The sequence below is a fragment of the Streptococcus sp. 27098_8_73 genome, from assembly GCF_041432495.1.
In the GTDB taxonomy this organism is placed as follows: Bacteria; Bacillota; Bacilli; order Lactobacillales; family Streptococcaceae; genus Streptococcus.
The window spans coordinates 38,419-53,434 of sequence record NZ_JAPVZT010000008.1 but is presented as its reverse complement, the minus strand read 5'-3'; the positions used below and the strand labels follow the sequence as shown (position 1 = coordinate 53,434).

Below are 15,016 nucleotides of genomic sequence, written 5' to 3'. Positions count from 1 at the left end.
TGTAGCTCCTATATCACTTTTAACTTACAGGCCCAATCGTTTATATAGCACATCTGTATAACGGTAAGAACTTATTTCTCCATTTTTAAGGTATTGCTCATGCGATTTTGGCCAATTCTCAAGAGCATATTGCATCATTTTGCTTCCAAAAGGAATGAATATTGCCAACTGTCCATTCAAACTTGACGGACACAATTCATCTTTCCTTTTGTTTTTATTTAGATTAACACAGATAATTGGCAACCCTTTCTTAATAGCAAGTTCAATTTCCCATTTTACGAATTTTGTTAAGTATTTAGTGTGTTCGCCAATTAATAAAACAAAGGCCTTACTGTTAGCCATTCTTTCACGAAGCTGTCTTTTAATTGACTCTTCCTGACTTGTATCTCTAGCGCTGTTAATATCATGAGCATCATAAAAATTAAATGATGTGTTGTCATTTTGCTTCCATGCCTTCATTAACTGATAATAACGCATATCAATATCACCATCAAAAGCAACATAAGTTTTATTACGATAGGCCATTATTCATTCTCCCTTAATTCATATAAATTTACTTGGCTGAGTAAATCATTATGTATGATAATAGTTAATTTTGCAGGATATGCAAATTTAATTTTACTAATTTTAAAAGTCCAAATCATAATCCGTAACAATTCATTAATATCAATATCCTCAAAACCATTTTTAAACCTCGTTATTCCAGAACCAAATACTGGAACTATAACCGATCTTTGAGCATATAACCTATTAATTTCGTTCCAAAATGTTAAAAGAAAATTGACATATTCTTGAATAGTTAGTTCAGCTTGATTATTTTTATTAAATCGGCTAAAAGCAGTCAAAATATACTCATCGTCTATCAAAATTGAACTTCCAAGCCCATATTTTGTCGTTTTACCATGCTGCCGTCTTACTCCCTCTTCGACAATATTATTTTTTAAATCATCATCGTTTTTAATATCAGAGTTCAATTTCTCAATATCGTCAATATAGTTGATAATAAACTGGCCATTTAATGATTGTCTGGCAATTACTTTATCATCAACCATTGTATCAAAATATTCATTGAAAGCCACCGCTTTAAGTCCTTCTTCATCAAAAATATCACCAGACTTTACAAGAACCGTCGTGAGACCTATTTTAATAACTATTTGTTTCATTCTATTTGCTCTTATCCATATAAAAATATAAATAGCTAAAAGCAATGAAATATAAGCAACGCCTGCATAAAATCGACAGTTATCAGGAATATCAAGAAAAATTAGTGCTCCTGACAATATTGCAGTAAGCGTAGCACATAATTTAGAAAATTGTTTTAAAATATCCCTATTAAATATATTTACTTTCAATTTCAATACTCCTAAAATATATTATTCATCTGACTACTAAATCATCATTTAGAGCAGATGGCGCAAGCTATTTTTAAATCTTGGTTCATTGATTTTGAACCGTTTGGTGGTGTGAAGCCATTTGATTGGAAGACAGCAAATCTTACAGATATTGCTGAGTTCCTTAATGGACTAGCTATGCAAAAGTATCGACCACTTGTTAATGAGGAAAGCTTACCCGTCCTTAAAATAAAGGAATTACGGCAAGGTATTTTTGACTCATCAAGCGATTTATGTTCTGCAAATATTAAAAGACCATATATAATTCAAGATGGTGATGTTATTTTTTCTTGGTCTGGTAGCCTTCTCGTTGACTTTTGGACTGGAGGTATTGGTGGGCTTAATCAACATCTTTTTAAGGTTAGTTCTCAAGAATATGATAAATGGTTTTACTATAGCTGGACAAAGTATTATCTTGATGAGTTCATTGCAATTGCTGCAGATAAAGCAACTACAATGGGACATATAACTAGAAAGAGTTTAGAAAAAGCTGAAATTTTAATACCAAATGACCATGACTATAAATATATCGGATTATTACTAGCACCGACTTATAACCAGATCATATCTAATCGTATTGAAAATCGTAAATTGATGGAAGTAAGAAATTCATTACTTCCAAAACTCCTCTCTGGCGAAATTCCAGTTAATCAAGCCACTAAATGATGATTTATCTTTTTATTATTCTCGATTTTAAAATCAAATGCTTGTAATACGCCTATTATTTTAGACTGCATTTCAAGTGATGGAATTTCTACTTCTAACGTATTTAAAATTGCAGTTGTCAAACTAGGAACCGCACTTCCAACATTCAAACTTGCCAAATCATAGGTTTTTAACTTATAAAATAAAAATTCAGGAATTACAATTGATTCATTGATTTCTGTATAAAATAACGTATCTACTGTCCAAAATGGTTCGGTAACAAGAAAAAGATTACCTAATGAACCCTTTCGTGGAATCAATACTGATTTTTTAGAATATAATTCAGTATCAGCATACCGCATAATACCACCTGTGCCATAAACAGGAATATTTCCATCGTTTAGTTGCTTATGATCTTTTCCATATTTGATCTTTACAATATCACCTAAATTATATTTAGTCATATTATATATGAACCTTTCACCCTATATATTTCCTATGCGAATTTTTCACATTCGCTTGATTGACCATAGCGTAGTGCATGGTTGTATCTATTTTGACATGACCAAGCAAGTGCTGGACTTGTTCGATGGGCATGCCTTTATCTATGGCGCGTGTCGCCAATGTTCTTCTGAATTTATGTGGATGGACCTTATTTAAATCTGCTTTTTCACCGATTTGTCTCAATCTTGTTTCTACCCCTCCGATTAATAGTCTATTATATGGAGAAACTAAGGAAACGAATAAAGCTGGATTATCATCCTGACGACTGTCCAAGTAGTTTATCAAGTGAATCTTTGTTCTAGCGTCGAAGTAGACGATTCGCTCACTATTCCCTTTACCAAAGACAAGGCATTCTCTTTCATAAAAATTAATATCCTCTCTATTCAATCTCACTAGTTCGCCTACCCGCATTCCAGTTGAAGCCAATAAATCAATCATGGCCAAATCACGAATCTCATCGCAAGCATCTCTTAGAAGCTCCAGCCCTTCGTCAGAAAAAGTCTCTTTGATTGTTTTATCTGTCTTTATCTTGTGAATCCTACGAACAGGACTCTTTAAAATATAGTCCTCGTCTTCCAACCATCCAAAAAAACTACTAAAGATCCGACGCATGTTGTCAATCGTCACCTTGCTTGATTTTCGCTCCTGCTGGTAATGCGCAAGATAAGTTCGCAAATCGCTGGTAGTCAAATCTCTTATGGCTGTTTTAAGACTGGTAAGCATGTTTTCAATAACTATTTTATAGTATTTCAAAGACTTCTCACTGCAGCCTTCAATCCGTTTGGCTGAAATAAATAGCTCAAGTAATTTGCCATTGCTCTTCTGTTCATTAGCTGATTTAATCTCTGCAACTTCTACATTGACAAAAGCTGCCGTTAGTACCTTTTGCAGATTTTCTAATTGTTGAGCACTTAAATGCTTGGCCATAACTGTTGTAATTTGCGTGATTAATTTATCTTTCATAAGCTACCTACCTTTCGTTTTTATTATACTCTACGGGTAGCTTAAAAAGATAAATCATCATTTAGTGGCTTGATTAACAGAAATTTCGCCAGAGAGAAGTTTTGGTAAGAGAGTGTCTCGGAGATTTTGAAGATTTTCAATTTCATATATACTATCTTGTAGAGTCTTAATCAAGGGAGAGACTATTTTTGAAAAATTTTTTATAACTTTTTCTGTAGGTATTGGAATTTTTAACTCTGCTAATCCATTCTCCCAAACAGCATAAGGCATAGTCGATCCTTTGGAGGTGCTCTGAGCGTATTCAATGCTGCTTTTTAAATTACAAGTAAGCAAACAGTATTCTAGATAAATCTTATTAAATGGACGAAGAACAAAGCATGTTGAACGCGTAATTCCTGTAAAAGGAGAGATACAAACTCTATGAAAGTATACACGCATTGCTCCCAATAGAATATCATTTTTCTTAAAAGTAATTAAACTACTTTTTGCTTCATCATTTGATTTATAAGAATTCAAACTTAAAGAATGCATTGGCAAAATATCTATTGGAACATATGGGAGTTTTTGCTTGTCCTTATCATTAATACCGTTTTTAATTAACTTAAGAACATCGCTTAACTTTCCAATTGTCCAATCATTTGGCATTTTTCCTCCAAACGGTTCAAAATCAACAAACCAAGATTTAAAAATAGCTTGTGCTATCTGCTCTAAATGATGATTTATCTGTTTATTAAGAATAATTTTCTTATCAAAAGCTCTTAATACCTCTGCAATCTTCTCTTGTTCTACCAAAGAATAAATAGGGACTTTATATTTCATAATTGCCTTTTTATCACCCCTAGGCATTTTAGTTCCTTTTGAAGTTCCTACTGCATAGTCAAAAAAGTTATCACTTGATAGGACATAGTAAAGAAATCTATTTGAAATTTTTTCATTTGCTCGAACAACTAAAACATCATTCGAACAACCTCCTGATTTATCAGCTAACCAAATCTTTTTAAAATAAGGACGAATATTTGAAATTAATATATCGCCTTTTTGAAAGACAGAAATTGTTTTTCCACTTGGCAATTTGGTAGCTTTTGTTACTCCTCCTCTTTCAGAAATCATATTTTCTGTCGAAACGTAATTATCTAAATTGACTTCATCTATTCTTATCCGTTCAGAAACATAACTACTTACTTGAGACAATTCCTCAAATTTCAAACCCAATCTCCCCCAATCTTTCTCGAATCTCATCTTCTAATTTATGGGATTTAATAAAAAGTTCTGATAGTTCTGTCGTCAGTCGGTCCATCTTCTCTTCAAATGGTTCTCCGTCATCTTCTTTTTCCTCAATACCTACATAACGCCCTGGCGTAAGAATAAAATCTTGCTTTGCAATTTCTGCTGTTTCAACAGACGCACAAAAACCTTTAACATCTTCAAGGTTTCCATTTTGAAAGGCTTCAAAGGTATCTGCCAACTTCTTAATGTCTTCGTCGCTAAAGTCGCGATGCTTACGGTCAATCATTTCTCCCATATTTCGAGCATCGATAAACAGCGTCTTTCCTTTTTGTTTTTTATTTTTACTGATAAACCAGAGACAGGCTGGAATAGTTACACTGTAAAAGAGATTAGCTGGAAGAGCTATAATTCCCTCAATTAAGTCATCTTCGATAATTTTTTTACGAATGTCCCCTTCACCGCTCTGAGTCGATGAGAGTGAGCCGTTTGCCAGAACCAAGCCAACCTTGCCATTACTAGGATCCATGTGATGAATTATGTGCTGAATCCAAGCATAGTTTGCATTGCTATTAGGTGGCGTTCCGTATTTCCAGCGAATATCATCTTGCAGTTTATCTGCTCCCCAGTTGGAAATATTAAAAGGGGGATTGGCCATGATATAGTTAGCTTTTAGTGTCGGATGTAAATCATTGAAAAAGCTGTTCGCTTGGTGCTCACCAAAATCCGCATCAATACCTCGGATAACCATGTTCATCTTGGCCATCTTCCAAGTATCTGCATTAGATTCTTGACCAAAAACAGATAAATTATTAATATTCCCACTATGATTCTCTATAAACTTAGCTGACTGAACAAACATACCGCCTGAACCACAAGCAGGATCATAAACACGCCCTCTATAAGGCTTTAATATTTCTACAATCGTTTTTACGATACTGGTCGGAGTATAAAATTCACCGCCTCGTTTTCCTTCATATGCCGCAAACTGTTCAATACAATATTCATAAGCACGCCCAAGTAAATCTTTTTCATTCTCACCTTCATACATTTGAATATTAGTAAAAATGTCTACAACTTCCCCTAAAACTCGCTTATCTAAGTCTGGACTGGCATAGATCTGAGGAAGGACATTCTCTAGACTAGGATTATCCTCTTCAATTTCACGCATAGCCTCATCCAAGACTGTGCCAATTTCCGAAGAATGGGCATGACTCGCAATAAATTGCCATCTAGCTATTTCAGGGACAAAGAAAATGTTCTCCTCTGAATATGCATCAGGATCATTCTCAAATCCGTCACCCTCTGCAAGTAATTGTTGGTATTTTTCTTCAAAAGCATCTGATACATATTTTAAAAAGATTAGACCAACAATAACTTTTCTGTACTCTGACGCTGAAATGTGCCCCCGAAGTGAATCCGCAGCATCCCATAGTTCCTTTTCAAATCCAATATTTGCGTTTGATTTTTTCGCCATTTTATACTCTTTTCCCATTTTAATCACATCCATTTTACCATATTTAAAGTAAGTTAAAAAGCACCGTTCGGTGCTTTTTTAGCTTATCAATAGTTTTATTTATCCTGTTGTCTTCTCCCCAGCCTCCAACTCCAGTAGAAAGGCTTTTTTATCCAGACCGCCGGCATAGCCGGTCAATTTGCCGTCGCTTCCGACAATCCGATGACAAGGAATCAGAAGGGAAATAGGATTATGGCCGATGGCACCACCGACTGCTCTAGCCGAGCCAATTTTTCCATACTCAGCCTGCAATTCTCGCAAAATATCTGAATAGGTAGCCGTTTGCCCATAGGGAATCTTCTGCAGCACAGTCAGAACCTTGCTTCTAAACTCAGTTACTTGAGGTGCCAATGGAATTTCATTTATTGCGGGATTTTCTCCCTTAAAATAAGCGTCCAACCAAGCAAAGACGCGTCGGCTGACTTCTGTCTCTTCCTCCTCTGCTTGCTCCAAATCATAGCCTGCCCCAAAATATTTCTGTCCCTCAAGCCAAAGTCCCAACAAGGCATTTGAGTCCGTCAAGATGAGAATCCGGCCAATCGGCGATGTATAATAAGTCTTGTACATATTTTTTCTTTCTTCGATCTTCTTGATATGCCTTATTATACCACTCTTGTCTTAATTTTTGCCACAATCCCATCTGGGTCTGTGACTTCTAGCTCTTGGGAGCTAATCCATCGGACTGGCGCTTGTAAGACCTGAGCATTTTCATAAATAGCTACTAGTTCTTCTTTCCCTTCTACTTGCGCTTCAAAATAGGCTAGTCCCAGTTGCTTCGGTTGGCGATGATTCAAGTGAGAACCTCCCCATTCATTGACTGCTAAATGATGATGATAGTTTCCGGATGCCAGCCAGCTAGCAGAAGGTACAGAAAATTTATCCTCCAAGCCTAGAAGCTTTTGGTAAAAATGACTGGCTGCTCTGCTATTTTTCACAGACAGGTGGACATGGCCCATACGAGTTCCTTCGGCAATACTAAACGGCTGGATTTCCTGACCTAGTTCATAGATTTCTTGAGCCGCGAGCGCTTCCGTCACTCCGATAATGCGGCCATCTTCTCGAATATCCCAATCAGCCTGAGGCTTGTCCCGATAAAGCTCAATGCCGTTGCCTTCTGGGTCCTCCAGATAAATGGCTTCACTATAACCGTGATCCGCTCCTCCAACCATAGGAACTTTATTTTCTGATAAATGCTTCAGGATATCTGCTAAAGCTTGACGGCTGGGAAGCAAAAGTGCCAGATGATAAAGACCGTAAGCCGACTTAACTGACTGCCGGTCACTGGTTGCTAAGAGTTTCACCAGCGCTTGTCCGTCCCTGCCCAAAGCCACCTGTCCGTCCTGCTCTTCCAAAAGCTCCAGCCCTAAAACGCGCTGATAAAAGGCCTTTTGTCTTGCTAAATCGGCCACATAAAGTGCCACCTCTCCTAGATAAATCTTGCTTTGATATTCAAAAGTCATGTTCTTTCTCCTCTCTTCAGTTTTAAATGTCAGGAGTGCTCCTGCTCCATCTTTTTTTATTTCTCCAAAACAGAGATAGATTCTTTAATATGGTTTTCCACATCTCCATTTGCTCCGAAAGATTATTCAGATTGTAATTATTTGTATTACATCTATTAGTATAGCACATCTTAATGTAATGTCGATAATTACATCTTGAAAAATTCTTAACCAAAAGAACAATCTGCTCACTAGGAAACAGATTGTTCTTTAATTTCTTTTTCGGTTGCTGCGACGACTTCGTCAAGGCTGGTCTGAGCCAATTCAGCTTCCATAGCTGCCTGAATAGCCGCCAAGCGGTCGTCCAAGACATTGTGAATGTTCTTGCCGATAGGACAGTCTGGATTGGGCTTGTCATGAAAGCTAAAGAGCTGGCCGCTCTTGCCAAGACATTCAACCGCACTATAGACATCCAACAGGCTAATGTCTTTCAAATCTTTGGCAATCTCTGCTCCTCCAGTCCCACGAGCAACGGTAATCATCCCGGCATTCTTGAGCTGGGACAGGGTCTTGCGAATAATAACTGGATTGACGCCGACACTGCCAGCAAGGATATCACTTGTCAGTTTTTGTTTTTTTCCCTCCAAAGCCAGGACAATCAGCATATGGGTGGCAATGGTAAAACGACTAGAAATCTGCATTTTTTTCTCCTCCCTCATCATTTTCTCTCACTATTATATCCCAAAAAGGGTGTAACTTCAAGAGTTACGACTGGACTTTAAGAAAGCTGCAATCTCATCTGCATAGCCTTCCCGCTCACTGATTTCTCTCAGCAGGTCGTGGTTGTGGGTATGGTGGATACCATTGACCAAGCTCTCCCGATAAATCTCATAGTAAGGCAAGTGGAGCTCCCGAGCTAATCTCAGCTCCTGCTCCACATCGTAGGCTACCCGCCGCAGGTCAACATCAGCCAGACCCGTCTCATCTACCTCTAAAATGGCATACTGGGCTCGCAAATCCTGACGCAAAGCCGAATCTAGAAAGAATGGCTGACCAATAGAACCGGGATTGATAATCAGCTGCCCCTGAGTCCCATAACGGAGAAACTGTTGGTGAATATGACCATAAACAGCAACAGCACAGTCATTTCCCTCAAAAAGTCGGTCGAAATCGCTCTGCTCGCCAATATGAATCAGCTCCCGCCCCCAATTCTTATCTGGCAGATGGTGGCTGACCGCAATCTTCAAGCCTTCTACTTCTGTCAAGATCTGCAGAGGAAGTTCTTGCATGCGGTCAATCTCTTCAGGACGGATTTCCTCTAGGACAAAATGACAGAGCCGGGTCAGGTAGAGATGGCTAGGACGATCCAAATCCAGTTTTTGATGCAGAGCATGCCAGAGACTGTCTTCCCAATTCCCTCTGACCTGGAGGCTGATGGGCAGCTGCTCCATCCTATCTAAGATATTCCTGCGACCGGTTCCTGGTAGGAGCAAGTCCCCCAAAAACCAATAGTCTGTCACTTGCTGGCTTTCCGCATCCGCCAGTACTGCTTCCAAGGCTGTGCTATTCCCATGCACATCTGATAATAAGGCAATTTTTCGTGTCATCGTGTGTCTTTCTCTTTCTTTACAAGGAATATTATATCAAAGTTCAAAAAAACTTCCACCCATCAAGTGAGTGAAAGTTTTGAAATGTTTTTTTATCAATCAACAGACTTGAGTGCTTCCAGCATATCCACCCTTCTGAGGCGGTAGTTGACAAAGAAGCCAAGCAAGGTCAAGATAAGAGTCACCGCTGTTAGAGGAAACAGATAGACTGAGGGGCTTACTTGAGGGGTTAAGCTGATAATGCTAGGCGCAACCTTCTCAATCAAAAAACGATGCAGGAAGAAACCGCCTAGAAGCCCAACTGCCATCCCAATCACTGAAAGAATAATGGTTTCTCGATAGATATAGAGGGTCACTTCCTTATTATGGAAGCCCAGAACCTTGATAGTGGACAGCTCGCGAATCCGCTCGGCCACATTGATATTTGTCAAATTATAGAGAATGACGACTGCTAGAAGAACGGAAATCAGCACTAAAATCATCATCGTATTATTAAGAGAATCAGCTAGAACGTTGAACTGCTTCACCATGCTTGCATTTTGGGAAACACTCTTGACAGACTTGAGGCTCATAAATTCATTGGCCTTGTCCACAATATTTTTGCTGGAAGAATCCTTGAGCCGCACTAGATAAGCATTTTTCTCAGGCTTTTTCCCGTAAATTTTCTGGTAGTCAGTCGCCTTCATAAAGGCAAAATGGCCAAAATGATTCTCATTGACTGCTGCGATCTTGACAGGCTTGCCACCTAGCTCTATACTGCCACCGGGGCTAACTCCAGCTATGCGGGCTAATTTATCCGAAACAACCACACCGTCCTTGAGAGTCAGCTTTTGCTGGTTGTCAGGACTTTCCATAGAAATAAAAGGTTCAAAATTTTCTTTGTCTGTAACCATTAAAGTGACTGACTCTGTCTCTTTTTTTCCTTTGTATTTCTCTGTCAAGGTTTCACTGTGAATCTCCTGATAGTCTGCAATCGAGTCATCTGCCAGCATCTTTTTCAGCTTATCTTGCTCAGCTTGATTCTCCCCAGGATTGACAGCGACAATCAAGTCGTATCGCAGAATCTCCTCAAACTGACGTTTGGGAATACCACCAATAGAAGACTGAAGTCCTAGGCCGGCAAAGAGCAGGGCAACCGAACCCGCCACACCAAAGATAGTCATAAACATCCGCTGCTTATAGCGAAAGATATTGCGAGCTGTGACCTTCTGAGTAAAGCTAAGACGTCGCCAGATAAAGGGCAGTCTTTCCAAGAAAATCTTGGAGCCCTTGACCGGTGGCTTGGGCAAAAGTAAGTGAGCTGCTTCCTCTATCAGCTCCCTTCTTGCCACCAAATAGGCAGGGAGAACACTGGAAAGAAGGGAAAGCCCAAGGGCCAGTAAACTATAGGAAATATAAAAATATGCATGAGGGGCAGAGAGCACCATCCCTCTGGTAATAATAGAAGAAATCACCCCCGACAAGAAATAATGTCCCAGCAGAATCCCTATGAGGGTACCCAAACTACCCGCCACCAAACCGTAAAGAGCAAACTTGCGAATGATATCTCGGCTATGGTAGCCTAGAGCCTTGAAGACACCTGCATTTGTTCGCTCCTCATCGACAAAGCGAGTCATGGTGGTAAAGGTCACTATAGCTGCCACCAAATAGAGCACCACCGGGAAGATATTACCAATCAACGCAATACTATTCATGGAGTTTTTATACATATGATAGCCATTACCACCTGGCAGAGACTTGCGGTCATAACTATGATAGGCCGGCTCTTTCAAACGACTCAGGTCTGCCTTAGCGTCAGCTAGCTTGTCCTTGCTAGCTGATAAGTCTTGTTCCGCCTGAGCTAGCTCTGCTTTTTTCTGATTGAGCTGGAACTCAGCTTCCTGAATCTGCTGCTGGCTCTGGCTGAGCTGTGCAGGAGGGAGGATAGAAGCGGATTGAGCTGCCGCTAGCTGGTTTTTTTGCTGGTCCAGCTGACTCTGAGCTTGCTCTAATTGTTTTTTCCCTTGGGCCAGTTGACTCTCAGCTTGACCAATCTTATCTTGGCCCTTCTGAATGGTGCTTTTGGCATCCGTCTCTAATCGCTTAAACCGGGCCGCTCCATTATCTTCAAGGCTCTTGTCCAAAGCAGTCTGGTGCTCCTCCAAACGCTCCTGATAACTTGCAGAGAAGGGAGCCAGCTTTTCTAAATCATGATAGCGCAGGCGGGCAATACTGTAAACATCTGTATCAAAGGCCTTGGGGCTGACTACAGCATAGGCTGATAAAGCCCCGCTGCCACTAGTCGCATTGCCCAAATTTCTATCAGACCAGAGCTCTGCCGAGTTGACAAAACCCACAATCTTATAAGTCTTGTTTTTCAGAACTGACCGACTGCCTGCTTTCTCGGTCAGATCAATCTCCTGGCCAAGCTTGTATTTTTTAGACCAAAAGTTAGCTAGGGCAATTTCTTGCTCATTTTTAGGAAGACGGCCTGAGGTCACTTGAAAGTTTGAAATATCCTTGGTATCTGAAAATACTCGGAGGGCCTCCTCGTCTACGGTGACATCTGTCAGATAGCCAAGCTCGACATCAGCTCCCTTGATAGCTTCCAGCTCTTTCTGATCCTCCGCATCTAATCCATAGTCCGCCATAATAGCCAAGTCCATGGTTCGCTGCTCTTTCAAGTAATCTGTTGCTGTTCTGCGCATATTGGGAGGAGCGACCTTGAGTCCCACGAGAGCTAAAGAGCCTAGCATCATGAGGATTAAAATAGATAGGAAACGGCCTTTGGAGCTAGTGAAGGAGCGCAGAATATCTTTCCAATAAATCTTTCTCTTCATATCAATACTCCAATGTACTTATATCCTGTGGCTGTTCATTGACTGTAACACTCTTGACTCTCGCATCGTGCATGCGGATAACCCGGTCAGCAATGGGAGCCAAGGCAGCATTGTGGGTCACGATAATCACCGTCGCTCCTTGATTGCGAGACATGTCCTGTAAGATTTGCAGCACTTGCTTGCCGGTATTGTAGTCCAGAGCTCCTGTCGGCTCGTCGCAGAGCAAAATTTTGGGATTTTTTGCCACAGCCCGAGCAATAGACACTCGCTGCTGCTCCCCGCCTGACAACTGCGCTGGAAAATTATTGAGACGATTTTCCATACCAACCGCAGTGAGAACGGCCACTGGATCTTGAGCATCCTTGACGATTTCAGAAGCTAATTCGACATTTTCCTTGGCTGTCAGATTAGGCACCAAATTGTAAAACTGAAAGACGAAGCCCACGTCATTGCGGCGATAGTCCGTCAGCTGGTGGGAATTGTAGTCAGCAATATTCTGACCGTCTATCAGAATGTCTCCCTCATCATTGGTATCCATACCTCCGAGGATATTGAGCACTGTCGACTTGCCTGCACCAGAGGCACCCAGGATAATGACCAGTTCCCCCTTTTCAATCTCAAAAGAAATATCGTTATTAGCGACAATTTCTGCCTCACCTACCTGATAACGTTTAAAGCTATGTTTCATTTCAATATAAGCCATATCGCTTCTCTCCTTTTCAAACCCCATCTCCTTAAATCGACAAGATGTTGATTCTAAATCACAGATATTATATAATGAGCTTAGACAAAAAGCAATAATCAGAAATCAACAAAGTGTTGATTTAAGCAAAAAGGAAGAAAAAATGGCCCAGAAACGAAAAACTAGTACCAAGGAAGACATCAAAGAAGCCTTGATTCAGCTACTATCTGAGGAAAGGTTTGATACTATCTCCATCAGCAAGCTCTGTAAACGAGCAGGGATTAATCGCGGCACCTTCTACCTCCACTACCAAGATAAGTATCAAATGATTGATAGCCTCAAAAGCGACATCATTTCTCAACTTTATAGTTATAGTCTTTTTGAAGAAGAAGGCGAATATTCCAAACAGTTCATGATAGCCAAATTTCACATACTGCGTGCTAATGAACGTCTGATCAATGCCCTAACCAAGAGCCATTATATTGACTTTCGCGGGGCTATTCGAGAGTTCATAACCAGTATCATTCTGAGCGATAAGCAAAAAGCTGCTACCCAGCGTTTTTTAGAGGAGAACTTTCATATCCCTCAGAAATACGCCCTGGAAATCTTCCTATCCAGTGTTGAGGGGATTATTTCTCTTTGGATAGCCGGCGGAGCTCAGGAGGAGCCCGAAGAAATTACTCAAATGATCCTAGCTACCTACAATTATGAGTCTTGGAAATCATGACCAGCACTCCATTTTTATAGATGAAAACTCAAAAAGGCGCAGATTCATCTGTGCCTTTTCTTAAAACGTTTCTGGTGAGCAAATAGCTTTTTGGTGATGCCCATTTAGATAAAGGCAGCAAAATCCTGTCCTATTTCACCATGTCTGGATCGTAATCATAAAATCCTGTATCGAGGAAACGATTCTTCGGATGCAATTTGTGAAGCAGCTCATCTAACAAGAAAGCTTGGTCATGACTAAATTCACCTTTTTCAATCAAGTCCCTAGCCTGAACAAAGAGCTTAGCAATCTCAACAAAATTATGGCCAGGAGTATAGAGACCTTCCAACTTCCAATGCGTAAAGCCGTGGTCAACCAATTCTGTCAACTTGGTCATCAAGTCCAAATCATTATTGGCAAAAATGTGAGTCCCATGCTTGTCCTCAAAGATCGAATAATGGCTCTGAGAATCGCTTGGTTCCGCAAGAAAGAGATCCCTCTCTCTTGATTTCGCATCATCAATGTGTGTAAAGTTATAATAATTTTGCAAAAGTGGACGTTTAGAGTGGTGGATAACGCTCGCACCATAAACTAAGACTTCTGCTGGAATCTCAAGAATTTCTGGCATTTTAAAGAGTTCTGCCGATGGAATTTCCCGCGCCAAAACAGCTTCTGACACCCCAGCATTCTTGCCCCAAAAATTAATCTGGCGGCTGCTAGTAACCATGGTTGAAGCATCATAAATCGTTTTCAACTTATAACCATCCCGCTGCAAGACGTAGAATACACCTGCATCCCCAACAGTGATATAGTCCACTTCAATCTCCTGAAGAAAATCCAAATAAGGCTTGATCTGGTCCATCATGTCCTGATGCATCAAAGCATTGACGGCAACGGTCATTTCTTTTCCTGCCTGATGAACTATTTGTGAGATACGATTTAATTCGTCATAAGTGAAGTTATGTGGTAAACGAAGACCGTAGCTTTCCTCACCGACATAAATACGATCTACTCCTGCTTCCAATAAGGCTTGAACTTGTTCTATACTTTCAGCTGTTGCTGTAATAATTATCTTTTTCATATCATTATTATACCAAAAAAATAGGAATTATGATTTCTTAATTCGATTTTATTCGTTTTGTAACTATCTTGTAATATATCTAATCATAGAAACATGATAGAATGATAAGGTACTACTAGGAGAGAGACAATGGCTGTAAGAGATTTTAAACAGTTTGAATCAGCGCCACTGCATGATTCGACAGAACAAACTAAGGAAATATCCTATCAAGAATACCTGCCCCAAGCAGAATCAGCATCACAATTACGTGAGCTATTTTTCTTTATAAATATCGCTTTATTCTGTATTTTGACAGTCTTTTTTAGCTTTATTTTTTTGTCTGCAAAAATGAGCACCTTTCTATCTTTCACACTTGCTATTGTCCTAAGTCTTATGATTATTCAAGGCTATCGCACTGTTCGAAGAAAGAAACATTGATTATCTACGAATTAAATCAAAC

16 protein-coding genes are annotated in these 15,016 nt (G+C 39.8%); 3 read left to right on the top strand and 13 right to left on the bottom strand.

Features of this window, described 5'->3' with window-relative positions:
* Positions 1 to 24: 24 nt before the first annotated feature.
* Both O3651_RS06795 and O3651_RS06790 read right to left on the bottom strand, forming a co-directional pair.
* Positions 25 to 525: a TIR domain-containing protein gene (locus tag O3651_RS06795; RefSeq protein WP_371609988.1), complete on the bottom strand. Its 501-nt coding sequence runs from the start codon at positions 523 to 525 to the stop codon at positions 25 to 27.
* The gene (locus O3651_RS06790) at positions 525 to 1,352 is read right to left on the bottom strand and encodes a macro domain-containing protein (protein WP_371609987.1); all 828 of its coding nucleotides are present in this window, start codon (positions 1,350 to 1,352) and stop codon (positions 525 to 527) included. Before O3651_RS06790 ends, O3651_RS06795 begins: the two co-directional genes overlap by 1 nt.
* Before the next feature lie 57 nt (positions 1,353 to 1,409).
* Between O3651_RS06790 and O3651_RS06785 the strand changes: the two genes are divergently transcribed.
* Positions 1,410 to 2,057: a restriction endonuclease subunit S gene (locus O3651_RS06785; protein ID WP_371609986.1), complete on the top strand. Its 648-nt coding sequence runs from the start codon at positions 1,410 to 1,412 to the stop codon at positions 2,055 to 2,057.
* On the opposite strand, the gene O3651_RS06780 is transcribed toward O3651_RS06785, so the two are convergent.
* The 10 genes from O3651_RS06780 to O3651_RS06735 all read right to left on the bottom strand — a co-directional run bounded on the left by O3651_RS06780 (position 2,042) and on the right by O3651_RS06735 (position 12,811).
* Positions 2,042 to 2,500, bottom strand: coding sequence for a restriction endonuclease subunit S (locus O3651_RS06780; protein ID WP_371609985.1), 459 nt, complete (start codon positions 2,498 to 2,500; stop codon positions 2,042 to 2,044). The genes O3651_RS06785 and O3651_RS06780 overlap by 16 nt on opposite strands.
* 16 nt (positions 2,501 to 2,516) lie before the next feature.
* Positions 2,517 to 3,503 (bottom strand): site-specific tyrosine recombinase/integron integrase, encoded by a 987-nt coding sequence (xerA, locus tag O3651_RS06775; protein WP_371609984.1) that lies wholly within the window; start codon positions 3,501 to 3,503, stop codon positions 2,517 to 2,519.
* Positions 3,504 to 3,560: 57 nt separating this feature from the next.
* Complete coding sequence (locus tag O3651_RS06770; protein WP_371609983.1) at positions 3,561 to 4,709, bottom strand: restriction endonuclease subunit S; 1,149 nt, start codon at positions 4,707 to 4,709, stop codon at positions 3,561 to 3,563.
* Complete coding sequence (locus O3651_RS06765) at positions 4,699 to 6,204, bottom strand: N-6 DNA methylase (protein WP_371610002.1); 1,506 nt, start codon at positions 6,202 to 6,204, stop codon at positions 4,699 to 4,701. Before O3651_RS06765 ends, O3651_RS06770 begins: the two co-directional genes overlap by 11 nt.
* 99 nt (positions 6,205 to 6,303) lie before the next feature.
* Positions 6,304 to 6,810, bottom strand: a complete 507-nt coding sequence (locus O3651_RS06760) for a methylated-DNA--[protein]-cysteine S-methyltransferase (protein ID WP_371609982.1) — start codon at positions 6,808 to 6,810, stop codon at positions 6,304 to 6,306.
* 35 nt (positions 6,811 to 6,845) lie between these two features.
* A complete protein-coding gene (locus O3651_RS06755) occupies positions 6,846 to 7,703 on the bottom strand; it encodes a VOC family protein (RefSeq protein ID WP_371609981.1) in 858 nt (285 codons plus the stop codon).
* 230 nt (positions 7,704 to 7,933) lie between these two features.
* Positions 7,934 to 8,383 (bottom strand): Rrf2 family transcriptional regulator, encoded by a 450-nt coding sequence (locus O3651_RS06750; protein WP_002912933.1) that lies wholly within the window; start codon positions 8,381 to 8,383, stop codon positions 7,934 to 7,936.
* A 57-nt stretch (positions 8,384 to 8,440) separates the two neighbouring features.
* Positions 8,441 to 9,289 (bottom strand): metallophosphoesterase, encoded by an 849-nt coding sequence (locus tag O3651_RS06745; RefSeq protein WP_371609980.1) that lies wholly within the window; start codon positions 9,287 to 9,289, stop codon positions 8,441 to 8,443.
* Positions 9,290 to 9,384: 95 nt separating this feature from the next.
* On the bottom strand, positions 9,385 to 12,108 hold the full coding sequence (locus O3651_RS06740; RefSeq protein ID WP_371609979.1) for an FtsX-like permease family protein: 2,724 nt from the start codon (positions 12,106 to 12,108) through the stop codon (positions 9,385 to 9,387).
* Position 12,109: 1 nt separating this feature from the next.
* Entirely contained in the window at positions 12,110 to 12,811 is a 702-nt protein-coding gene (locus O3651_RS06735; RefSeq protein WP_371609978.1) for an ABC transporter ATP-binding protein, read from the bottom strand.
* 142 nt (positions 12,812 to 12,953) lie between these two features.
* On the opposite strand from O3651_RS06735, the gene O3651_RS06730 reads away from it, so the two are divergent.
* On the top strand, positions 12,954 to 13,517 hold the full coding sequence (locus tag O3651_RS06730; protein ID WP_371609977.1) for a TetR/AcrR family transcriptional regulator: 564 nt from the start codon (positions 12,954 to 12,956) through the stop codon (positions 13,515 to 13,517).
* Positions 13,518 to 13,647: 130 nt separating this feature from the next.
* On the opposite strand, the gene O3651_RS06725 is transcribed toward O3651_RS06730, so the two are convergent.
* On the bottom strand, positions 13,648 to 14,577 hold the full coding sequence (locus tag O3651_RS06725; protein ID WP_371609976.1) for a peptidase U32 family protein: 930 nt from the start codon (positions 14,575 to 14,577) through the stop codon (positions 13,648 to 13,650).
* A 129-nt stretch (positions 14,578 to 14,706) separates the two neighbouring features.
* On the opposite strand from O3651_RS06725, the gene O3651_RS06720 reads away from it, so the two are divergent.
* On the top strand, positions 14,707 to 14,994 hold the full coding sequence (locus O3651_RS06720) for a DUF3270 family protein (RefSeq protein ID WP_125390356.1): 288 nt from the start codon (positions 14,707 to 14,709) through the stop codon (positions 14,992 to 14,994).
* The last annotated feature ends 22 nt before the right edge of the window (positions 14,995 to 15,016 follow it).